The organism is Variovorax sp. GW821-FHT09D07 (assembly GCF_059416345.1).
Genome location: NZ_JBWKOY010000005.1, coordinates 474239 through 497162, shown reverse-complemented (window position 1 = coordinate 497162; position 22924 = coordinate 474239). Strand labels below are relative to the sequence as shown.

The following is a 22924-nucleotide window of genomic DNA, read 5'->3' as shown; positions in this document are numbered from 1 at the left end:
AAAAAGAATGAAGCAGATGAACCGAACCCTGTCCGCCGTCGCACTGGCGGCCTTGCTTGCGGCCCTGCAGGGCTGCGCCTCACCCGGCGCCGCCATCGACAAGGACGCGCAGGCGCGCGCCGCGGCCGAGAAGCCCGCGGCGCCCAGGCCCGAGGAGTTTCCGGCGCTGGACAGCGCCAAGTGGAAGCAGGGCGCCTTTCCGGGCACCGAGAAGTTCCAGCGCGTGCGCCCCGGCATGGGCAAGGACCAGCTGCGCGAGCTGCTGGGCTGGCCGCACTTCAGCGAAGGCCTGTGGGGCGTGCGCGAGTGGAACTACATCTTTCACTTCTACACGGGCAAGGGCAGTGAGCACGTCACCTGCCAGTACATGGTGCGTTTCAACGGCAGCGAGCTGATGACCGGCGGTTGGTGGAAGAACCCCGACTGCGCCTTGCTCGCGCAGCCGCCGGCGGCCACGCCGATCCCGGCCAGCACCAAGCTGGCGCCGCCGCAGAAGGTCACGCTCAATGCAGACGGCCTGTTCCGCTTCGACGGCGCCTCGCTCACCGACCTGCAGCCCGCCGGCCGCGCGCGGCTGGAGCACCTGGCCGTCGAGCTGCGCAACAACTTCCGCTCGCTGCACTACATCGTGGTGACCGGCCACACCGACCGGCTGGGCGGCGACGCCTACAACGAGGCGCTGTCGCTGGAGCGCGCCAACACCGTGCGCGACCTGCTGGTGCAGCAGGGGCTGGACCGCAAGCTGATCCGCACCGCGGGCATGGGCAAGCGCCAGCCGGTGGTGTCCGACTGCGAAGGCAGCCGCAGCACGCCGGCGCTGCTGCAGTGCCTGCAGCCCAACCGGCGCGTCGAGCTCGACATCGCAGGGGAGCAGTGACGATGAACGCGCCTGCTCCCTCGGGGTACCGGATCGCGCTGGTCGATTCCGACGCCTTGCAGCGCGCCTGCACCGGCAACTCGCTGACGGCACTGGGGGCCGACTTCATCCCCTTCGTGCGCATCGCCGATCTGATCCAGGCGCTGGAGGTGGGGCAGCGCTTCGACGGGGTGATCGTGGGGCTGCACGCCGACGCGCAGAAGACGGTGGCGCGCGTGCCCGCGATGCACCAGGCGGCCGACTGGATGCTGCCGCTGCTGTACCTCACGCACCGCTCGGAGCTGGAGAGCGTGGAGTCGGTGCCGGTCGCGGTGCGCGCGCAGCGTTCCTTCGAGCTGCTGCTGACGCCCGTGTCGAACGAGGACCTGGGCGCCTGGCTGGCGTCGCTGGACGGTCGGCTGAAGCCGGCGCGGCTGATTCGCGTGGGGGCGGACGCCTGACGCGCGCCCGGGGCCCGGCCCGCTGCGGGGCCGGGCCTGTCAGCAATTCACGGCAAGGGCGGCATGGCGTGGCCGGCCTCTTCGCGTGAACTCCCTCTCCTTGACGGGTTCGCGCCCGGGCAACACCGACACCAGCCGGTAGCCCTGCTTGTAAACCGCGCGCAGCTCGTAGCCGTTCGCGGCGCACAGGTCCAGGCGCTTGCGGATGTTGGCCGCGCACACGTCCAGCACGCGCGTGCCTTCATACGGCGTGGTCTTGTCCCAGATCGACTGCCACAGCCACTCGCGCGTGATCACCTGCCCGGCGTTGCGGAACAGCGTGACGGCAAAGGCGTACTGGCGCGGCTGCAGGCGGATGCGCCGCTCGTGCAGCAGCACCGTGTGGGCCATGTCGAGAAAGCGGTAGGGGCCCCAGCTCGCCGCGCCGAGGCTGGCGGTCTGCGCGGCCTGCCGGGCGCGCAGCAGCAGGGTGCGCATGCGCCAGGCCAGCTCGTTGATGGCGTCGTCGATGCCGGCGCCGTGCAGCTCGATGAAGTCGTCCCAGCCCGGCGCGTCGCGCCAGGGCATGAGCTGCTCCCAGCGCCTGTCGCGCACGATGAGCAGCGTCGGAATGTTCAGCGCCCGGCAGGCGGCGAAGAGGCTGCGCGAAGCCAGCTCGTTCTCGACCACCAGCAGCAGCAGGTCGATCGGCTGGCCGCTGTCCAGCAATGCAAAGAAGTCGCCCGCACTCGAGAAGCGCAGGGTGTCGTAGCCCAGGCGGGGCAGGCTGTGCAGCAGCTGGGGTCCGGTGGTGCCTTGCGGGTCGAGCAGGGCCACGCGCGTGGTCACCGGCATGGCTCAGGACGCCTTCTTGCCGTCCCGGACCGCCAGCACCACGATGCCCACGGCGCACGCCGCGAACAGCACGCCCGTCGGCACGGCGCCCAGGGTGCCCATCAGCCAGCCGTACAGGTCGGTCAGCATGGCGATGAGCCGGTTGCCGCGGGTCTGGCGGCTCAGGTCGTTGGCGATGAATGCGTTGAACGACAGCACTGAGAAAACCAGCGCCACAAAGCCAGCCACGATCCACTTCACGATGTTTTGCTCCCTTGGGTCCCCGGCGCGGCGCAGGCTGGCCGCCCGGGTCGTTCGATGCTAGCGGGGGCTTCGGGATGGGAGTCTGATGAATTCTTTCAGCGCCGTTCGGGGCGGCGGTGGACCGGTCTCGGAGGGGAAAACGGGCGGGAAAAATATTTTTCCGGGTTTTTTACCTTCGCTGCCTCTTTCGCAGGCACCGCGTTGCAGGCCCCGCCAGGCAAGGGTTTCGCGCGCTGCACACACGGTTTTCCACAACATTGTCCCCACCGGATTGGGAAAACCCGTCATGGCGATGTGGTAGGACGACGGGTGGCCCGGCGGCGGGCAAAAAAATACCCGCCGGAGCGGGTATCTCGAGGGGCCCCCGAAGGGGCGCGCTCTAAGGCAAACAGAGAGCTCTTCTTTTGCGGCCCTGTTGCGTGACAGCAAGTGCATCCTCGGCGAGGACGCGCGCCCAGCATGTCAGCTGAAAAATGTCGTAACCGTAGGACAAGTTAAAAAGTGTGAAGAATTTGGCACTTTTTCGAGCTTCGGGGGATACCCGCGGTCCGCACGATCGTGCAGAACTGTCGGTGTTGTCCGACAAGCCGGGGGCGGCCCGGGCCCTAAATTTTGCGGACTCGCTTCAAGTGCGGGTTCTCTGTGCGTGACAGCAATCCAGAGATTCAGCCCAGCATCGTGCTGGGTTTTTTTTGCGCGTTTTCCGGCGTTTTCTGGGGTTTGGGTCCCGTCAGCGCAGGAAGACATGCTCCATGAACTGCCGGATCGGGTACTGGATCACCGTCTGCACCCGGGCCGGCAGCTCCAGCGGGCGCATCAGCATCTTCAGCGTGGCGGCGGGGCTCAGGTGGGTGCGGATGGTGCGGTTCATGTGCGCGCTCAGCTGCTGCACGTAGGCTGCGTCGCCGGCGCGGTGCGGGGCGCGGGCCTGCAGCACGTGGCGGACGGCGCAGTCGGCGTCCTCGCTTTTCAGCTCCAGCGTGCGCCGGCCGATGGTGCCCATCACGCGGAAGCGGTTCAGCTGCTCCTGCGCGCGGTAGCGGCGAAAGAACCGGTAGAAGTGCTTGTAGTGGTTGACCTCGTCGGTCGCGATGCGCGTGGCCAGGTCGCGCAGCACCGGCTCGGTGGTGCTGCGGGCCATGGCCCGGTAATAGGTGGCGGTGCCGGTCTCGACCACGCAGCGGGCCGTCATTTCCAGGGCGCGGGTCGGGGCCAGCAGCTCGACCTTGCAATACGTGGCGTACTCGTCGAGGAAGCCGCGGTAGGCGGTTTCCCAGGGAAATTCGGGCCAGACGTGGTCCACGTAGGCGCGCAGGGCCCGGCCGTGCTGCAGCTCTTCCTGCTCCCAGTGGTTCGACAGCCACTCGGTGACCTCGTCGTCGCCCCGGAAAAAGTCGACCAGGTTCTGCGTGTACAGGTCGGAGCCGCTCTCGATGAAGGAGGCCGATGCCACCAGGTAGAAGAGGTTCTCGTCCGTGCGCACCTGCTCGCGTGCGATGCGGGAGAAATCGAGGTCTTCGATCTTCCAGTGTTCCGACGCCTGACCCGCCATGCGTGCTCCTTGATTCATGTTGCCGATGAAAACAGGGAAGAAACAGGCTGCAGCCGGGGAGGGCGCGCACCGCTTCAGCCGTCCATATTAGCCCCGGCTCCCGGATCGCGCGTGCGCAAGGCCCGCGGCGGGCCCGGGCACCATGCGCAAACCTATAATCGATTGTTCAAGCAAATCAAGCAGTTAGGCCGGTTCAACGCAGTGGTTTCGACGCAGGGTCGCCATCGCCAGGCCGCCCCCGACAGCAGACGAAATCCAAAGATGAGCCAGCCCACATTCACGGTCGCGGACATCCGCAAGACCTTTCTCGATTTCTTCGCCTCCAAGGGCCACACGGTGGTGCCTTCGAGCTCGCTGGTGCCGGGCAACGACCCGACGCTCATGTTCACGAACTCGGGCATGGTCCAGTTCAAGGACGTGTTCCTCGGCGAAGACAAGCGCCCCTACGTGCGCGCCGCCTCGGTGCAGGCCTGCCTGCGTGCCGGCGGCAAGCACAACGACCTCGAGAACGTGGGCTACACCGCGCGCCACCACACCTTCTTCGAGATGCTGGGCAACTGGAGCTTCGGCGACTACTTCAAGCGCGACTCGCTGAAGTGGGCCTTCGAGCTGCTGACCCAGGTCTACAAGCTGCCGGCCGAAAAGCTCTGGGCCACCGTCTACATCGAGGACGACGAGGCCTACGACATCTGGACCAAGGAAATCGGCCTGCCGCCCGAGCGCGTCGTGCGCATCGGCGACAACAAGGGCGGCCGCTACATGTCCGACAACTTCTGGATGATGGCCGACACGGGCCCCTGCGGTCCGTGCTCCGAGATCTTCTACGACCACGGCCCCGAGATCCCCGGCGGCCCGCCCGGCTCGCCCGATGAAGACGGCGACCGCTACATCGAGATCTGGAACAACGTGTTCATGCAGTTCGACATGCAGCCCGACGGCTCGGTCAAGAAACTGCCCGCACCCTGCGTCGACACCGGCATGGGCCTGGAGCGCCTGGCGGCGATCCTGCAGCACGTGCACAGCAACTACGAAATCGACATCTTCGACGCGCTCATCAAGGCCGCCGGCCGCGAAACCGGCACGCAAGACCTGTCGAACAACTCGCTGCGCGTGATCGCCGATCACATCCGCGCCACCTCCTTCCTGGTGGCCGACGGCGTCATTCCGTCGAACGAAGGCCGCGGCTACGTGCAGCGGCGCATCGTGCGCCGCGCGATCCGCCACGGCTACAAGCTGGGCCAGAAGAAGCCCTTCTTCCACAAGCTGGTGCCCGACCTCGTGAAGCTCATGGGCGACGCGTACCCCAAGCTGGTGGCCGACGAGAAGCGCATCATCGATACGCTGAAGGCCGAAGAAGAACGCTTCTTCGAAACGCTGGCCAACGGCATGGAAATCCTCGACGCGGCGCTGGCCGGCGACGCCAAGGTGCTGCCGGGCGATGTCGCCTTCAAGCTGCACGACACCTACGGCTTTCCGCTCGACCTGTCGGCCGACGTCTGCCGCGAACGCGGCCTGAGCGTCGACGAAGCGGGCTTTCACGCCGCGATGGAAAAGCAGAAGGCCGCGGGCCGTGCCGCCGGCAAGTTCAAGATGGACCGCAACGTCGAGTACGCCGGCGCGGGCAACACCTTCACCGGCTACGACCACCTGGAAGCAAACGCCAAGGTCGTCGCGCTGTACCTAGAAGGCGTGGCCGTCAACGAGCTGAAAGAAGGCCAGGGCGGCATCGTGGTGCTCGACACCACGCCGTTCTATTCGGAAAGCGGCGGCCAGGTCGGCGACCAGGGCGTGCTCGTGGCCGAAGGCGTGCAGTTCGGTGTCGACGACACGCAGAAGATCAAGGCCGACGTGTTCGGCCACCATGGCACGCAGACGCAGGGCACGCTGAAGGTCGGCGACACGGTCAAGGCCGCGGTCGACACCGCGCGCCGCGCCGCCACCATGCGCAACCACTCGGTCACCCACCTGATGCACAAGGCCCTGCGCGAAGTGCTGGGCGACCACGTGCAACAGAAGGGCTCGCTGGTCGATGCCGACAAGACGCGCTTCGACTTCGCGCACAACGCCCCCGTCACGCGCGAGCAGATTCTCGAGATCGAGAAGCGCGTCAACGCCGAGATCCTGGACAACGCGCCCACGCAGGCCCGCGTGATGGACCTCGAGTCGGCCCAGAAGACCGGCGCCATGATGCTGTTCGGCGAGAAGTACGGCGAGACCGTGCGCGTGCTCGACATCGGCACCAGCCGCGAACTGTGCGGCGGCACCCACGTGGGCCGCACGGGCGACATCGGCCTGTTCAAGATCGTCAGCGAAGGCGGCGTGGCCGCCGGCGTGCGCCGCATCGAAGCCGTCACCGGTGCCAATGCGCTGTCGTACCTGCAGGACCTCGAATCGACCGTGCACAGCGTGGCCGCCACGCTCAAGTCGCCGGCCGCCGAGCTGCAGGGCCGTCTCTCGCAGGTGCTCGAGCAGGTCAAGACGCTCGAACGCGAAGTGGGCGCGCTCAAGGGCAAGCTCGCGTCGTCCAAGGGCGACGAGCTCATCGCGCAGGCGGTGGACGTCAACGGCATCAAGGTGCTCGCGGCCAAGCTCGACGGCGCCGATGCCAAGACGCTGCGCGACACCATGGACAAGCTCAAGGACAAGCTGAAGACCGCCGCCATCGTGCTGGCCGCCGTGGACGGCGACAAGGTGCAGATCGCCGCCGGCGTCACGGCCGACAGCATCGCCAAGGTCAAGGCTGGCGAGCTGGTCAACTTCGTGGCCCAGCAGGTCGGAGGCAAGGGCGGCGGCAAGCCCGACATGGCCATGGCTGGCGGCACCGACGCCGCGGGCCTGCCGGCCGCGCTGCAATCGGTGCAGGCCTGGGTCGCCCAACGGACCTGAGGTCCTTTCCGCTCACTACCCACACAGCACTTCATGTCCGACGCGATCCCCGGTGAAGTGCTCGTGATGGGGGCGGGCACCATCGGCTGTTTCATCGGCGGCAGCCTCGCGGCGGCCGGCGTGCCCGTCACCTTCGTCGGCCGTCCGCGCGTGCTCGACAAGCTTGCGCGCCACGGCCTCACGCTCACCGACCTCGACGGCGCCCGGCACAAGCTGGCGGCGCCCACGCTGCGCCTGTGCGAGCAGGTCCCGGTGGGCGCGCGGCCCGCGCTGGTGCTGCTGTGCGTGAAGAGCGGCGCCACGGCCGAGGCGGCGCGCGAACTGGCCTTTGCCTTGCCGGCCGGCACCACGGTGGTTTCGCTGCAGAACGGCATCTCGAACTGCGCCGCCGCGGGGCAGGCCGGCCCTTCGCTCAACATCCGCGCCGGCATGGTGCCGTACAACGTGGCGGAGATCGACGACGGCGCCTTCCATCGCGGCACCCCCGGCCGGCTGGCCGCGGAAGACGACCCCGCGCTGCGCGACTGGCTGCCCGTGTTCGAGCGCGCCGGCGTGCCGCTCGACCTGCATGCCGACCTGCTGCCGGTGCAGTGGGGCAAGCTGCTGCTCAACCTCAACAACCCGGTCAATGCGCTGTCGGGCCTGCCGCTGCGTGACGAGCTCATGCAGCGCGGCTACCGCCGCTGCTTCGCGGCGCTCATCGACGAGACGCTGGGCGTGCTGCGCACGGGCGGCATCGTGCCCGCGCAGGTGGCGGCCGTGCCGGCGCGGCGCTTGCCGGGCCTGCTGCGGTTGCCCGACTGGCTGTTTCGCATCGTCGCGGCGCGCATGCTGCGCATCGACGCCAAGGCGCGCTCCAGCATGGCCGACGACCTCGCATTGGGGCGTCGCACCGAGATCGACGCGCTCAGCGGCGAGGTCGTGAGGCTCGCGCAGGAGCATGGCCTGAGCGCGCCGCGCAACGCGCGCATGGTCGCGCTGCTCGAGGCCTGGCCGCAACAGCCGAAGCGCTGGACGGCGCGCGAACTGCAGGACTCGCTGGGTCTCTGAGCGCCAAGCCTGTACCCTCAGGCCATGGCGGCTTTCAAGAGGGAGGGGTTGTCATGCAGGTCCTGATTCTCGGCAGCGGTGTCATCGGCACCTCGGTGGCGTACTACCTGGCGCGCGCCGGGCACGCGGTGACGGTGCTGGAGCGCCAGCCGGCGCCCGCGCTCGAAACCAGCTTCGGCAACGCCGGCGAAGTCTCGCCCGGCTATTCGGCGCCCTGGGCCGGGCCTGGCGTGCCGGTCAAGGCGATCAAGTGGATGCTCATGCAGCACAGCCCGCTGGTCATCAAGCCGATGCTCGATCCGGCCATGTGGCGCTGGGGCCTGTCGATGCTGCGCAACTGCACGCAGGCGCGCTACGAACTCAACAAGGGCCGCATGGTGCGGCTGGCCGAATACAGCCGCGACTGCCTGAAGGCGCTGCGCGCCGACACCGGCATCCGCTACGACGAGCGCATGCAGGGCACGCTGCAGCTCTTTCGCACGCAGGCACAGCTCGACGGCACCGCGAAGGACGTCGAGGTGCTGAAGGCGTCGGGCGTGCCCTACCAGGTGCTCGACCGCGACGGCTGTGTGCTGCATGAGCCCGCGCTCGGCGCCGTGAAGGACAAGTTCGTCGGCGGCCTGCGCCTGCCGGGCGACGAGACCGGCGACTGCTTCAAGTTCACGCAGGCGCTGGCCAAGCTGGCCGAAGCCGAGGGCGTGCAATTCAGATTCGGCGTGAACATCCAGGCCCTCGAACACGAAGCGGGGAGGGGTGTGACCGCGGTGCGCACCGACCAGGGCAGTTTCACCGCCGACCGCTACGTGGTCGCGCTCGGCAGCTACTCGCCTGCGCTGGTGCGCCCGCTGGGCATCGACCTGCCGGTGTACCCGGTCAAGGGCTTCTCGATCACGGTGCCCGTCACCGACGCGAGCGGCGCGCCCGAATCCACCGTGATGGACGAGACCTTCAAGGTCGCCGTCACGCGCCTGGGCGATCGCATCCGCGTGGGCGGCACGGCGCAGCTCTCGGGCTTCGACCTGGCGCTCGATGCGCGGCGGCGCGACACGCTCGAGCACGTCGTGACCGACCTGTTCCCGCGCGGCGGCCCGGTGCGCGACGCCTCCTTCTGGACCGGCCTGCGCCCCATGACGCCCGACGGCACGCCGGTGATCGGCGCCACCCGCGTGCCCAACCTGCTGCTGAGCACCGGCCACGGCACGCTCGGCTGGACCATGGCGGCCGGGACCGGCCGCGTGATGGCCGACCTGGTCGCGGGCAGGGCGCCCGAGATCGACATGGAAGGCCTGACCGTCGCGCGCTACGGCGGGTAGCCCAACCCCGCTCCCACCCTCGAAGGGCGGCCCGAAACGGCCGCCCTTTTTCGTGGGCCGCGCACCCCGGCGTCACCTCAACTAGGGTTTTTACCTAGTCATGAAGTTGTCTTCGTCGGTATTCTCGCGGTGTTCCATTAATAAATCGTTGTTTCTTTGGTGAAACAAACCACCGATTCCACGGACCCCCGATGACACACACTCGCCGCCTCGCCATCGCCGCCGCCGTCTCCCTGGCCGCCGCTTGCGCTTCCGGACTCGCCTGGGCAGACACCTACCCCAGCAAGCCGATCACGCTGGTCGTTGCCTATCCGGCGGGTGGCGACACCGACGCCCTGGCGCGCCTGTACGCCGAGAAGCTCTCGGCCCGCGTCGGCCAGCCCGTGGTGGTCGACAACCGTCCCGGCGCCAGCGGCATCATCGGCAGCGCCTTCGTCTCGAAGGCTGCGCCCGACGGCTACACGCTGCTGCTCGCGCCCAGCACCTTCTCGATCGCGCAGCTGGTGCTCAAGACCGGCAGCACCTCGGGCTACGACGTGCTCAACGGCTTCACGCCGATCGTGCAGACCGGCAATCTGCCGCTCTTCCTCGTGGCCAGCGGCGCCAAGGGCTACACCGGCCTGAAGGACGCGGTGGCCGCGGCCAAGGGCGGCAAGTCGCTGAGCTACGCCAGCCCCGGCAGCGGCTCGCCGATGCACATCCTGGGCGAAATGTTCGCCCGCGCCTCGGGCACCAGCCTGGCGCACGTGCCGTACAAGGGCGTGGCGCCCGCCGTCAACGACGTGCTCGGCGGCCACGTGCCGGTGACCTTCATCACGCTCGGCCCCGTGGCGCCCTACATGCCCAACGGCAAGATGGTCCCGCTGGCCGTGGCTTCGCGCGAGCGCTCGCCGCTGGCGCCCAAGGTGCCGACCTTCGCCGAGCTGGGCTACAAGGACGTCGAACTCACCGCCTGGAACGGCCTGTGGGGCCCGCGCAACCTGCCGCCCGAAATCGTGAAGACGCTCAACGGCCACTTCAACGAGATCCTGAAGATGCCCGACATCGTCGCGCGCATGGCCGTGCTGGGCACCACGCCCGTGGGCGGCGACGCCGACGTGCTGGCCAAGACCAACGCCGCCGACTTCGCGCGCTTCGGCAAGGTCATCAAGGAACTCGGCATCCAGGCCGACTGAACTTCACGGAGACGCCCGCCATGACCGACCTCAAAGCCATCGCCGATCCCTCCAGCCTGCAGGCCCTGCTGGCCGAGATGCCCGCCAACCTGCTGGCCGGCCGCCGCGTGCTCGTGACCGGTGGTGCGCGCGGCCTGGGCCTGGCGTTCGCGCAGTGCGTGGCCGCGGCGGGTGCGAGCGTGGTGCTGGCCGACATCCTCGGCGAGCTGGCCGAGACCGAGGCGAAGGCGCTGCGCGATGCCGGCCGCACGGCGCACGCGCTGGCGATCGACCTGTCGGACCCGGCCTCCATCGAGGCGGGCGCGGCCGAGGCGGTGCGCCTGCTGGGCGGGCTGGACGGCCTCGTCAACAACGCCGCCATCACCAACTCGGGCGGTCGCGACGCGCACCAGCTCGAGATCGACATGTGGGACCGCGTGATGAACGTCAACGTGCGCGGCAGCTGGCTCATGGGCCGCGCCTGCCGCCCCGCGCTGGCAGCCAGCGGCCGTGGCGCCATCGTCAACCTCGCGTCGGACACGGCGCTGTGGGGCGCGCCCAACCTGCTGGCTTATGCCTCGAGCAAGGGCGCTGTCATTTCCATGACGCGCTCGCTGGCGCGCGAATGGGGCGGCGACAACATCACGGTGAACGCCGTGGCGCCCGGCCTCACGCTGGTCGAGGCCACCGAGTACGTGCCGATGGCGCGCCACCAGAAGTACCTCGAAGGCCGCGCCATCCCGCGCGAGCAGCAGGCGGCCGACGTCTGCGGCGCGACCGTGTTCCTGCTGTCCGGCCTGGCGCGCTTCGTCACCGGCCAGCTGCTCGCCGTCAACGGCGGCTTCGCGATGCACTGAACCCGTCCCCACCGACCGAATTTCCCGACCAAGGAGTACACCCATGAGCGATTTGTCCGAACAGCAGAAGATCAACAACAGCGCCGCCAACACCCTGGCGCAGCCCGAGGGCAGCAGCCTGGCCGAGTGGATGAACACCCGCATCGCCCGCTACGAAACCCGCAAGTACGACTGGGACGCGCTGAAGTTCCAGGCCGACTTCGACCCCAAGTTCCGCCGCGCGCAGATGCGCTATGTGGGCACCGGCGGCACCGGTGTCGCGGCCGACACCAACACCGTGCCCTCGGAGCACTTCACCTTCTCGACCATGGTGATCCCGGCCGGCCACGAAGGCCCGCCGCACATCCACACCGACGTGGAAGAGGTGTTCTTCCTGATCCGCGGCAAGCTCAAGGTCGTGATCGAGAAGGACGGCGAGCGCTTCGAAACCATCATGACCGACCGCGACCTGATCTCGGTGCCGCCCGGCGTGTACCGCGAAGAGATCAACATCGGTGACGAAGACGCGCTGATGTGCGTGATGCTCGGCGCCAAGAAGCCGGTCACGCCGACGTACCCCGCCGACCACCCGCTGGCCAAGATCAAGCGCTGAGCGAGCGAGCGAGCGAACAGGCCATGAGCACCATCGACATCTCCGCGCAGACCCTGCCGGCTTCCGAGCTGGCGCGGCTCGATGCACGCTTTCCGGCTCGCGACGTCGCGGTCGGCGGCGGCGCGGTGGTGTCGGTGCGCGAATGCGGGCAGGGCCCCGTGATCGTGTGCCTGCACGGCATCGGCTCGGGCGCGGCCTCGTGGCTCGACACCGCGGCGCTGCTGGCGCCGCAGGCCTGCCTCATCGCGTGGGACGCACCGGGCTACGGCCGCTCGACGCCGCTGGCCTTGGCCGCGCCGACCGCCGCCGACTACGCCGCACGCCTTGAAGAAATGCTCGATGCGCTGTCGATCCGCTCCTGCGTGCTCGTCGGCCATTCGCTGGGCGCCATCGTCGCTGCGTCGGCTGCGCGCAGCGATGCAAGCGCCAGTGCCCGCATCCGCCGCCTCGTGCTCGTGAGCCCCGCCATCGGCTACGGCGCCGCCGCGCGCATCGACGCCCGCGCCAAGGTGCGCGCCGAACGCCTGGCCACGCTCGACGACCTCGGCATTGCCGGCATGGCCGCCAAGCGCGCGGGCCGGCTCGTGTCCGACGGTGCCTCCGAGCACGCCCGCCAGTGGGTGCGCTGGAACATGGCGCGCCTGAACGACCACGGCTACCGCCAGGCCGTCGAGCTGCTGTGCAACGCCGACCTGCTGGCCGATCTGCCGCCGCCGATGCCCGTGCGCGTGGCCTGCGGCGCGCTCGACGTCGTCACGCCGCCCGCCGCCTGCGAAGAAGTCGCGCGCCGCTGCGGCGTGCCCCTCGAATTGGTGGACGATGCGGGTCACGCCGGCTATGTGGAGCAACCGCAGGCCGTCGCCGCCTTGCTGCGCGAATCGCTCGCCGGCTGACCCGACACGAACAAGACAACCGAGAGGAATTCCAAGATGGCCACCGACAACGAAGTGATGGAAGAGGGCGCGGACCGCTACAACGTGCCCGCGCTGGAGCGCGGCCTGCGCGTGCTGTGCGAGTTCAGCCGCGAGAGCCGCACGCTCTCCGCGCCCGAGCTGGCGCGCCGCTTCGACCTGCCGCGCTCGACCGTCTTCCGCCTGCTCACCACGCTGGAGAACATGGGCTTCCTCGAGCGCGCCGAGGGCGGCCGCGACTACCGCCTGGGCCTGGCCGTGCTGCGCCTGGGCTTCGAATACCTGGCCTCGCTGGAACTCACGCAGCTGGGCACGCCGCTGCTCAACCGCCTGTGCGACGAGCTGCGCACGCCCTGCAACCTGGTGGTGCGCGACGGTCGTTCGATCGTCTACGTCGCCAAGGTGGCACCGGCCACGCCCTTCGCCAGCTCGGTCACGGTGGGCACGCGCCTGCCGGCCCACGCCACGGTGCTGGGCCGCATCCTGCTGGAAGACCTCACGCTGCCGCAGCTGCGCGCGCTGTACCCCGAAGACAAGCTCGAGACCTTCTCGCCGAGCACGCCCAAGACCGTGAACGAACTGTTCGACATGGTGCAGGCCGACCGCCAGCGTGGCTATGTGCTGGGCGAGGGCTTCTTCGAATCGAACATCTCGACCATCGCCGCGCCGGTGCGCGACCACAGCGGCCACATCGTGGCGGCGCTGGGCGCCACCATCACCTCGGGCCACATCGACGAGAACCGCATGGACGAGATGGTGCAGCGCGTGCGCGGCACCGCCGACGAGATCTCGGGCCTGCTCAATTACTCGCCCGCACGCACCAGCAAGGTGGTGCCGCTGCGCAGCGCCTGACGACTGATTTCAGATCGACCATGACGACCTTCGCCCCTTCCTCCTCTTTCTTCGCCGCCGACGCACTGGCCGGCCGCGTGGCCGTGGTCACGGGCGGGTCGTCGGGCATCGGCCTGGCCACCGTCGAGCTGCTGCTGGGCTGCGGCGCCGCCGTGGCGCTGTGCGGTCGCAATGCCGAACGGCTCGATGCCGCCGTGGCCGGCCTGCGTGCCCAGTACCCCGACGCCAAGCTGTTCGCGCAGACCTGCGACGTGCTCGACGCCGCCTCGGTGCGCGCCTTCGCCGCCGCCAGCGAGGCCGCACTCGGCCCGGCCTCGATGCTGGTCAACAACGCAGGGCAGGGGCGTGTCTCCACCTTCGCCGACACCGACGACGCGGCCTGGATGCAAGAGCTGAACCTGAAGTTCTTCTCGGTCATCCACCCGACGCGCGCTTTCCTGCCGCAGCTCACGGCGCAGCGCGCGGTGCTGGGCGATGCCGCCATCGTCTGCGCCAACTCGCTGCTGGCACGCCAGCCCGAGCCGCACATGGTCGCCACCTCGGCCGCGCGCGCGGGCCTGTTGAACCTCGTGCGCTCCATGGCCACCGAGTTCGCGCCGCAGGGCGTGCGCGTCAACGGCATCCTGATCGGCCTGGTCGAGTCGGGCCAGTGGCGCCGCCGCTTCGAGGCGCGCGAAGACAAGTCGCAGGACTGGGCCGCCTGGAGCCGCCAGCTCGCCACCACCAAACACATCCCGCTGGGTCGCCTGGGGCTTCCGACCGAAGCCGCGCGCGCGATCCTTTTCCTTGCTTCACCGCTCGCGTCGTACACGACCGGCAGCCACATCGACATCTCCGGAGGCCATTCCCGCCATGCATAACCCCAACAACACCGTCACGGTCGGCGCCGTCGTCGCCGCGTTCCTCGAGCAGTGCGGCGTCAAGGCAGCCTTTGGCGTGATCTCGATCCACAACATGCCGATCCTCGATGCCTTCGCGCAGCGCGGCACGGTGCGCTTCATCTCGGCGCGCGGCGAAGCCGGCGCGGGCAACATGGCCGACGCCTATGCGCGCTCCACCGCCAGCCTGGGCGTGTGCATCACCAGCACCGGCCCGGCCGCGGGCAACATCGCCGGCAGCATGGTCGAGGCGCTGACGGCCGGTGCGCCGCTGTTGCACATCACGGGCCAGATCGAGACGCCGTACCTGGACAAGGGTATGTCGTACATCCACGAAGCGCCCGACCAGCTCACCATGCTCAAGGCGGTGTCGAAAGCCGCGCTGCGCGTGCGCAGCGTCGAGACGGTGCTGGGCACGCTCAAGCGCGCGGTGCAACTCGCCATGACCGCGCCGACCGGCCCGGTGAGCGTGGAGATTCCGATCGACATCCAGTCGGCGCTCACGACCATGCCGGCCGACCTGTCGCCGCTGCCCATCGAGCGCCCCGTGCCTTCGGCCGCCGGCCTCGATGCACTGGCCGCGCGCCTGGCCACGGCCAAGCGCCCGCTGCTGTGGGTCGGTGGCGGTGCCCGCCATGCGCGCAGCGCGATCCAGCGCCTGCAGAAGCTGGGCTTCGGCGTGGTCACGACCACGCAGGGCCGCGGCACGGTGCCTGAGGACGATGCCGGCTCGCTCGGCGCCTACAACATCCAGAAGCCGGTCGAGGCCTTCTACCAGACCTGCGACGCGATGCTCGTGGTCGGTTCGCGCCTGCGCGGCAACGAGACGCTCAAGTACGAACTGAAGCTGCCGCGCCCGCTGTACCGCATCGACGCCGATGCCGCCGCCGAAGGCCGCTGCTATGCGTCCGAAGCCTTTGTCTGCGGCGACTCCGCGCTGGCCCTCGACGGCCTGGCCGACCGCCTCGAAGCCGCGAAGTACCAGGCCGACCCGCAGCTGCTGGTCGACCTGCGCGCCGCGCACGACCAGGCCGTGGCCACGCTGCGCGACGACCTCGGCCCGTACGCCGAACTCGTGCGCCAGCTGCAGTCGGTGGCCGGCCGCAAGTTCAACTGGGTGCGCGACGTCACGGTGTCCAACAGCACCTGGGGCAACCGCGAGCTGCGCGTGTTCGAGCCCAGCGCCGGCGTGCACGCCACGGGCGGCGGCATCGGCCAGGGCATGCCCATGGCCATCGGCGCGGCCATCGGCGCGGCGGTGACGGGCTCGGGCCGCAAGACCTTCTGCCTGGCCGGCGACGGCGGCTTCATCCTGAACCTGGGCGAGCTGGCCTGCATGGTGCAGGAGAAGGCGCCCATGATCATCGTGCTCATGAACGACAAGAGCTACGGCGTGATCAAGAACATCCAGGACGCGCAGTACGGCGGCCGCCAGTGCTACGCCGAGCTGCACACGCCCGACTACGACCTGCTGTGCAAGTCGATCGCGCTGCCGCATGCCCGCGTGAAAGACCTGGCCGACCTGCCGGCGCAGCTGGACCAGGCGCTGGCCGCCAACGGCCCGTTCCTGCTGGAGATCGACATGCTGTCGATCGGCGGTTTCAAGACCAGCTTCGCCGGCCCGCCGACCAACACGGTCACGCAGATTCCCGCGCTCGGCGCGGCCAAGTGAGCGAACGCGGAGCCCCACGCATGACCACTGCCATCACGCGCATCGCCCTCGTCGGCTGCGGAGCCATCGGCACCTCGGTGCTCGAACTGCTGCGCGGCGATCCCGCCCTGAAGGTGGTGGCCATCGTCGTGCCGGCCGAAGGCATCGCCGCCGCGCAGAAGGTCGCGCCCGACGCGCAGGTGGGCAGCGCCGTGCCCGCCGACGGCATCGACCTCGTGGTCGAGACCGCCGGCCATGCCGCCATCGAGGAGCACGTGCTGCCCGCGCTGGCACGCGGCACGCCCTGTGTGGTGGCGTCGGTGGGCGCGCTGTCGGCCACGGGCTTCGCCGAGAAGCTCGAAGCCGCTGCCGTTGCCGGCCGCACGCAGGTGCAGCTGATTCCCGGCGCCATCGGCGGCATCGACGCGCTCGCGGCGGCCCGCATCGGCGGCCTGGACAGCGTGCGCTACACCGGCCGCAAGCCGCCGCAGGCCTGGAAGGGCACGCCGGCCGAGCAGGGCCGCAACCTGGACACGCTGGCGCACGAAACCGTGATCTTCGAAGGCAGCGCGCGCGAAGCGGCCTTGCTCTATCCGAAGAACGCCAACGTGGCGGCCACCGTGTCGCTCGCGGGCCTGGGCCTGGACCAGACGCTGGTGCGCCTCATTGCCGATCCGGCCACCACCGAGAACGTGCACACCGTCGAAGCCGAAGGCGCCTTCGGCAGCTTCGCGCTGACCATGCGCAACAAGCCGCTCGCGGCCAACCCCAAGACCTCGGCCCTGACCGTGTACAGCGCCGTGCGCGCGCTGCGCAACCGCGTCGCGCCGCTTGCTATCTGACCTTCCGAGTCACCCCATGATCTCCACCGAACTCCTTCCGATCTGCATCGCCGGCGAATGGCGCCTGGGCGGCGGCGACGTCTACGAAAGCCTGTACCCGGCCACCGGCGAGCCCATCGCGCGCCTGAAGGCCGCAAGCCTGGCCGACGTCGAAGAAGCCATCACGCGCGCCGACCACGCCTTTCGCACCAGCGGCTGGGCCCAGCGCCTGCCGCACGAGCGCGCCGCCGTGCTGCACCGCGTGGCGCAGCTGATCCGCGAAGAGGGCGAGTCGCTGGCGCAGAAGCAGCGCCTGGACAACGGCAAGCCGATCAGCGAAACGCGCAACCTCGTGGCCAGCGCCGCGGGCACCTTCCAGTTCTTCGCCGCCGCATTGGAGACGCTCGAAGAAACCATCACCCCCTCGCGCGGCGCCTTCGTCACGATGAGCGTGCACGAGCCCATGGGCGTGGTCGCGGCCATCACGCCGTGGAACTCGCCCATCGCCAGCGAAGCGCAGAAGCTGGCGCCCGCGCTGGCCGCCGGCAACGCGGTGGTCGTGAAGCCCGCCGAAGTCACGCCGCTCATGGCGCTGGAACTGGCGCGCATCTGCGAGCTGGCCGGCGTGCCCAAGGGCATCGTGAGCGTGCTGCCGGGCAAGGGCTCGGTGATCGGCGACGCCATCACCAAGCATCCGCTGGTCAAGCGCGTGTCGTTCACCGGCGGCACCACCACCGGCAAGCACATCGCCCACATCGCGGCCGACAAGATGATGCCGGTGTCGCTCGAGCTCGGCGGCAAGTCGCCCACCATGGTGCTCGACGACGCCGACCTCGACCATGCGGTGAACGGCGTGCTCTACGGCATCTTCAGTTCGTCGGGCGAGTCGTGCATCGCAGGCTCGCGCCTGTTCGTGGCGCGCGGCATCTACGACGAGTTCCTCACGCGGCTGGCCGAAGGCGCCAACGCACTGCGCGTGGGCGACCCGGCCTCGGAGCGCACGCAGATGGGCCCACTCATCACGGCGAAGCACCGCGAAGGCATCGAGCGTTACGTGGACCTGGGCGTGTCCGAAGGCGGGCGCATCCGCACGGGCGGCGTGCGCCCGCACGGCGCCGACTACGACAAGGGCTACTTCTACCAGCCGACGATCCTCGAAGGCCTGACCAACAACGCTCGCATCAGCCAGGAAGAAATCTTCGGCCCGGTGCTGGTCGCGATGCCCTTCGACAACGAGGAAGAACTGATCGCACAGGCCAACGACAGCGTCTACGCGCTGGCCGCCGGCGTGTGGAGCCGCGACTTCAAGCGCGCCTGGAAGCTGGGCCGCGCGGTGCAGGCCGGCACGGTCTGGGTCAACACCTACAAGCAGTTCTCGGTCTCGACGCCGTTCGGCGGCTGGCGCGACAGCGGCCTGGGCCGCGAGAAGGGCCGCGAAGGCATCTTCCAGTACATGGAGCAAAAGAGCATGTACTGGGGCACCAACGAACAACCGCTCCCGTGGGCGAACTGAACAGGAGCACACGATGAGCGTACTTGGCATCGACCAGATCACCTACGGCGCGGACGACCTGCCCGCCTGCCGCCAGTTCTTCCAGGACTGGGGCCTTTCACTCGTGTCCGAAGCCGCCGACGAACTCGTCTTCGAGTGCCTCAACGGCTGCAAGGTGGTCGTTGCGGCGTGGGACAAGCCCGGCCTGCCGCCCGCGATGGAAGAGGGCCCGACGCTGCGTGAAGTGGTGTGGGGCGTGGAAAGCGACGCCGACCTGGACCGCTACGCCGCCGCCATCGCGCAAGACCCGGCCTTCGTCGACACCACGGTCGACGGCGCGCGCCGCATCGGCTGCACCGACCCCAACGGCCTGGCCGTGCGCCTGCAGGTCAGCCGCAAGCGCGCGGTCGAGGTCGACTGCGGCGCCATGAACACCTGGAACGCCAAGCCGCGCGTGAACCTGCCCGCACCGATCTACGAACGCGCCACGCCGATCGAGGTCGGCCACGTCGTGTTCTTCGTGAGCGACGTGAAGGGCACGAGCGCGTTCTATGCGCAGCGCTTCGGCTTCGTGTCGTCCGACGGCTATCCGAACCGCGGCGCCTTCATGCGCTGCGCGCCCGAGGGCGGCCACCATGACCTGTTCCTGCTGCAGATTCCCTCGGGCAAGCGCGGGCTCAACCACGTGGCCTTCACCGTGCGCGACATCCACGAGGTGTTCGGCGGTGGCCTGCATTTCTCGCGCTGCGGCTGGGACACCCAATTGGGCCCGGGCCGCCACCCGGTGTCGTCGGCGTACTTCTGGTACTTCAAGAACCCGGCCGGCGGCCTCATCGAGTACTACGCCGACGAAGACCAGCTCACCGCCGACTGGCAGCCGCGCGAGTTCGAACCCGGCCCGACCGTGTTCGCCGAATGGGCGGTCGATGGCGGCCTCGATGGCCACACCCGCCGCCAGAAGAACGCGGAAGGCCCGAAAGGTGCTTTCCTGACGGAAAAGAAGTGAACCCGGTGACCCTCATGCAACGACGCTTTTCTTTCTCCCTGCTGGCCGCTGCGGCGCTGGCCATCGCCTTGCCCGCGCATGCGCAGAGCGACGCGCACAAGCAGCTGTCGAGCGACCGCTTCACCATCGTCTCGCCGTTCCCGCCCGGCGGCCCGGTCGACACGCTGGCCCGCATCCTGTCGGACGGCCTGGCCAAGCGCTACGGCCAGGCGGCGGTGGTCGAGAACATGGTGGGCGCGGCCGGCAACATCGGCATCGACAAGGTCAAGCGTGCGAAGGGCGACGGCCACACGCTGCTCGTGGTGCCGGCCGGCAACCTCACGATCAACCCGACGCTGATGCCGAACTTCCCGTTCAACATCGAGAAGGACTTCGTGCCCGTCACCATGCTCGCCAAGGCGCCCAACGTGCTGGTGGCGTCGCCGGCCTCGGGCATCAAGAGCGCGAAGGAACTCGTGGCCATGGCCAAGGCCAAGCCCAACACGCTGTCGTACGCCTCGCCCGGCGTGGGCAGCGGCCTGCACCTGGCGGGCGAGCTGTTCAAGCAGCAGGCCGGCATCGACCTGCTGCACGTGCCCTACAAGGGCACGGCGCCCGCGCTCAACGACGTGCTCGGTGGCTCGGTGCCGCTGATGTTCAGCAACCTGCCCGCGACCATGCCCTTCATCAAGAACGGGAAGCTCGTCGCGCTGGGCGTGACCGAAGCCAAGCGCAGCGCCGCCGCGCCCGACATCCCCACGCTGGCGGAGCAGGGCATCCAGGGCGTGGCCGTGACCTCGTGGTATGGCCTCTTGGCCCCCAAGGGCACGCCGCCCGCGGTGGTCGAGCAGCTCGCCAAGGACGCGGCCGAGATGCTGGCCCAGCCCGACGTGCGCGAACGCCTGAAGGCGCAGGGCATGACCGATGCGGCCATGAAGCCCGCCGAGTTCGCTGCCCACATCCGCGATGAGACGGCCGTCTGGGCCCGGATCATCAAGGCCCGCAACATCGTGGCCGAGTGAGCCACCCCCAAGAACAAAGAGAGACAGAGACCATGCAGACAAGTGAATCCACCATCGGCATCGTCGGTGCCGGTATCGGCGGCCTGGTCGCCGCCATCGCACTGCGCCGCGCAGGGCACGACGTGGTCGTGTTCGAGCAGGCGAAGCAGTTCGCTCGCGTCGGCGCCGACATCAACCTCACGCCGAACGCCGTGCGCGCACTCGACGGCCTGGGCGTGGGCGACGCCGCCCGCGTGACGGCGGCCCGCCCGTCGCACCGCATCAGCCGCACCTACGACAGCGGCGAGGAAACCTCGCGCCTCGAGATGGCCGACTCGGCCGAACAGCGCTACGGCGCGCCGCAGCTCACCATTCACCGCGCCGACCTGCTGGCCGCGCTGGCCGACATGTTCCCGGCCGAGCGCGTGGCGCTGGGCAAGCGCGCCGAGACCATCGCGGCCGACGGCCAGGGCGTGACCCTGTCGTTCAGCGACGGCACCAGCGCCCGCGTGGGTGCACTCATCGGTGCCGACGGCATCCACTCGGGCGTGCGCACCGCGATGTTCGGCGCCGAGAGCCCGCGCTTCACGGGCATCGTCGCCTACCGCGCCGTGGTACCCGCCGAGCGCGTGGCCGGCGTGCCCAACCTGGGCGCCTTCACCAAGTGGTGGGGCCCGAACCCGCAGAGCCAGATCGTCACCTTCCCGCTGAACCGCGGCAAGGACATCTTCATCTTCGCGACCACGCCGCAGGACACCTGGCACCTCGAGTCGTGGACCGCGCCGGGCAGCGTCGACGAGCTGCGCGAGCAGTACGTGGCCTACCACCCCGAGGCGCGCGCGTTGCTCGACGCCTGCGACACCGTGCTGAAGACCGCGCTGTACGAGCGCGACCCCATGCCCGCCTGGGCGCAGGGCCGCCTGGCGCTGCTGGGCGATGCCGCGCACCCGATGCTGCCCTTCATGGCGCAGGGCGCCGGCATGGCCATCGAAGACGCCGTGGTGCTGTCGCGCCACCTCGACGGCGTGGCCATGGCCGGCATTCCCGCCGCGCTGCAGGCCTACCAGACGGCGCGTATCGAGCGCGCCAGCCAGGTGCAGCTCGGCTCGCGCGGCAACAACTGGCTGCGCGAAGGCGGCAACGCCGACTGGGTGTACGCCTACGACGCCTGGGCCGTGCCGCTGGGCGTGCCGGCGCAGGGCGCTGTCGCTGCCACCGCCTGAAATTTTTCCCCTCGCTTACGGAGGCTCACGATGCAACAAGACCGCTTTCTCCAACCGCACCAGGCGCGCCAGCGCCCCGCGACCACCTATGAAGACCTGCTGGGCGACGTGATCGAACGCGCCTACGCCGACGGCATCCATGACCTGCCGGGCCTGGTGCAGCGCCTGAACGACAGCGGCCTGGCCACGCCGGGCGGCCTCGCATGGACCGAGGCGCTGTACCGCAAGGAAATGGCCACGCTGGCCGCCTGAGGAGAACCACCATGACCATCGCCATCCATCCCGTTCCCGCCGATCCGGTCGACCACCTGCTCGAGATCGGCCTGAAGGACCTCTGGTACCCGATCTGCCCCTCGCACTTCATCAAGGAGAACCCCATCTCCCTGCGCCGCCTCGGCCGCAAGATCGCGCTGTGGCGCGACGGCGAAGGCGTGCTGCATGCGCTGGAAGACCGCTGCCCGCACCGCGGCGCGCCGCTGTCGCAGGGCGTGGTGCTGGGCGACCGGCTCTCGTGCCCGTACCACGGCGTCGAAGTGCGCCACGACGGCGTGGTCACGCGCGTGCCCGGCAGCCCGGGCTGCAAGCTCGAAGGCTCGCGCGCCACGCGCCACTTCCACGTGCAGGAACGCGCGGGCGCCGTGTTTCTCTACAACTCGAAGGAGCCGGTCGACGTGCCGCCGCCGCTGGTGCTGCCCGAGCAGCTGACCGACGAGGCCGAGTACTCCAACTTCCTGTGCTACACGGAATGGAAGGGCGACTACCGCTACGTGCTGGACAACGTGATGGACCCGATGCACGGCACCTACCTGCACAAGCAGTCGCACTCGATGGCCGAGGGCGACTCGAGCGCCAAGTTCGGCGTGCGCCCGACCGACATCGGCTTCGTGTTCGAGAAGGAAGGCCAGCGCAACGTCAACTTCGACTGGACCGAGTGGGCCGACACCGGCATCCACTGGATGCGCCTGGAGATTCCGTACCCGAAGACCGGCGGCCCCGGCGGCAACTTCATCATCATCGGCGCCTTCTCGCCCATGGCCAACGGCATGACCGCCACCTTCTTCTGGCGCGCCCGCAAGCTGGCGCCGGGCTGGGAGCGCGACACCTGGCGCTTCCTCTACAAGAACCGCCTCGAGGCGCGCCACTGGCACGTGCTGGAACAAGACCGCGTGATGCTCGAAGAGATGGAAGCCGACGCCAACCAGCACGAGAACCTGTACCAGCACGACCTGGGCATCGTCCGCCTGCGTCGCCACATGCGCAATCTGGCCCAGGCGCAGCTGGCCGAAGCCGAGGCCGCCACGGCCTGAACTGC

Annotated in this window: 22 protein-coding genes; 19 read left to right on the top strand and 3 right to left on the bottom strand. The window is 69.2% G+C overall.

The window, feature by feature from the left end:
- The first annotated feature begins 16 nt into the window (after positions 1-16).
- The gene (locus AC07OX_RS21085; protein ID WP_139701725.1) at positions 17-877 is read left to right on the top strand and encodes an OmpA family protein; all 861 of its coding nucleotides are present in this window, start codon (positions 17-19) and stop codon (positions 875-877) included.
- 2 nt (positions 878-879) lie between these two features.
- Entirely contained in the window at positions 880-1317 is a 438-nt protein-coding gene (locus AC07OX_RS21080) for a hypothetical protein (protein WP_095744971.1), read from the top strand.
- Between the two features lie 39 nt (positions 1318-1356).
- On the opposite strand, the gene AC07OX_RS21075 is transcribed toward AC07OX_RS21080, so the two are convergent.
- From AC07OX_RS21075 to AC07OX_RS21065, 3 genes are all read right to left on the bottom strand, one after another.
- Complete coding sequence (locus AC07OX_RS21075; protein WP_235944108.1) at positions 1357-2151, bottom strand: winged helix-turn-helix domain-containing protein; 795 nt, start codon at positions 2149-2151, stop codon at positions 1357-1359.
- A gap of 3 nt (positions 2152-2154) precedes the next feature.
- Complete coding sequence (locus AC07OX_RS21070) at positions 2155-2391, bottom strand: hypothetical protein (RefSeq protein ID WP_095744972.1); 237 nt, start codon at positions 2389-2391, stop codon at positions 2155-2157.
- A gap of 733 nt (positions 2392-3124) precedes the next feature.
- A complete protein-coding gene (locus tag AC07OX_RS21065; protein ID WP_495261760.1) occupies positions 3125-3946 on the bottom strand; it encodes a ferritin-like domain-containing protein in 822 nt (273 codons plus the stop codon).
- A gap of 261 nt (positions 3947-4207) precedes the next feature.
- Here AC07OX_RS21065 and alaS point away from each other — a divergent pair, with 261 nt between their 5' ends.
- From alaS to AC07OX_RS20980, 17 genes are all read left to right on the top strand, one after another.
- Positions 4208-6832 carry an alanine--tRNA ligase gene (alaS, locus tag AC07OX_RS21060; protein WP_495261759.1) on the top strand — a complete coding sequence of 875 codons (2625 nt, stop codon included), beginning with the start codon at positions 4208-4210 and terminating at the stop codon, positions 6830-6832.
- A gap of 33 nt (positions 6833-6865) precedes the next feature.
- Positions 6866-7882, top strand: coding sequence for a 2-dehydropantoate 2-reductase (locus tag AC07OX_RS21055; RefSeq protein ID WP_070060324.1), 1017 nt, complete (start codon positions 6866-6868; stop codon positions 7880-7882).
- 53 nt (positions 7883-7935) lie between these two features.
- Positions 7936-9195, top strand: a complete 1260-nt coding sequence (locus AC07OX_RS21050; protein ID WP_495261758.1) for a D-amino acid dehydrogenase — start codon at positions 7936-7938, stop codon at positions 9193-9195.
- Positions 9196-9386: 191 nt separating this feature from the next.
- Positions 9387-10370 (top strand): Bug family tripartite tricarboxylate transporter substrate binding protein, encoded by a 984-nt coding sequence (locus AC07OX_RS21045; protein ID WP_062474573.1) that lies wholly within the window; start codon positions 9387-9389, stop codon positions 10368-10370.
- A 20-nt stretch (positions 10371-10390) separates the two neighbouring features.
- Positions 10391-11206, top strand: coding sequence for an SDR family oxidoreductase (locus AC07OX_RS21040; RefSeq protein ID WP_370869887.1), 816 nt, complete (start codon positions 10391-10393; stop codon positions 11204-11206).
- 43 nt (positions 11207-11249) lie between these two features.
- Positions 11250-11798, top strand: coding sequence for a cupin domain-containing protein (locus tag AC07OX_RS21035; RefSeq protein WP_095947543.1), 549 nt, complete (start codon positions 11250-11252; stop codon positions 11796-11798).
- Positions 11799-11821: 23 nt separating this feature from the next.
- Positions 11822-12691 (top strand): alpha/beta fold hydrolase, encoded by an 870-nt coding sequence (locus AC07OX_RS21030; RefSeq protein WP_495261757.1) that lies wholly within the window; start codon positions 11822-11824, stop codon positions 12689-12691.
- A gap of 36 nt (positions 12692-12727) precedes the next feature.
- Positions 12728-13561 (top strand): IclR family transcriptional regulator, encoded by an 834-nt coding sequence (locus AC07OX_RS21025; protein WP_070060330.1) that lies wholly within the window; start codon positions 12728-12730, stop codon positions 13559-13561.
- 20 nt (positions 13562-13581) lie between these two features.
- Positions 13582-14421, top strand: coding sequence for an SDR family oxidoreductase (locus AC07OX_RS21020; protein WP_495261756.1), 840 nt, complete (start codon positions 13582-13584; stop codon positions 14419-14421).
- Positions 14414-16111 (top strand): thiamine pyrophosphate-binding protein, encoded by a 1698-nt coding sequence (locus AC07OX_RS21015; protein ID WP_495261755.1) that lies wholly within the window; start codon positions 14414-14416, stop codon positions 16109-16111. The genes AC07OX_RS21020 and AC07OX_RS21015 overlap by 8 nt, the downstream gene beginning before the upstream one ends.
- Before the next feature lie 20 nt (positions 16112-16131).
- Complete coding sequence (locus AC07OX_RS21010; protein WP_139701716.1) at positions 16132-16932, top strand: aspartate dehydrogenase; 801 nt, start codon at positions 16132-16134, stop codon at positions 16930-16932.
- A gap of 16 nt (positions 16933-16948) precedes the next feature.
- The gene (locus AC07OX_RS21005; RefSeq protein WP_062474590.1) at positions 16949-18424 is read left to right on the top strand and encodes an aldehyde dehydrogenase; all 1476 of its coding nucleotides are present in this window, start codon (positions 16949-16951) and stop codon (positions 18422-18424) included.
- 13 nt (positions 18425-18437) lie between these two features.
- Entirely contained in the window at positions 18438-19409 is a 972-nt protein-coding gene (locus AC07OX_RS21000) for a VOC family protein (RefSeq protein WP_495261754.1), read from the top strand.
- Positions 19410-19423: 14 nt separating this feature from the next.
- Entirely contained in the window at positions 19424-20410 is a 987-nt protein-coding gene (locus AC07OX_RS20995; protein WP_307693878.1) for a Bug family tripartite tricarboxylate transporter substrate binding protein, read from the top strand.
- A gap of 32 nt (positions 20411-20442) precedes the next feature.
- Entirely contained in the window at positions 20443-21612 is a 1170-nt protein-coding gene (locus AC07OX_RS20990; protein WP_495261753.1) for an FAD-dependent monooxygenase, read from the top strand.
- 30 nt (positions 21613-21642) lie between these two features.
- A complete protein-coding gene (locus AC07OX_RS20985) occupies positions 21643-21864 on the top strand; it encodes a recombinase-like helix-turn-helix domain-containing protein (RefSeq protein WP_062474598.1) in 222 nt (73 codons plus the stop codon).
- Between the two features lie 11 nt (positions 21865-21875).
- Positions 21876-22919 (top strand): Rieske 2Fe-2S domain-containing protein, encoded by a 1044-nt coding sequence (locus tag AC07OX_RS20980; RefSeq protein WP_495261752.1) that lies wholly within the window; start codon positions 21876-21878, stop codon positions 22917-22919.
- Positions 22920-22924 lie beyond the last annotated feature (5 nt).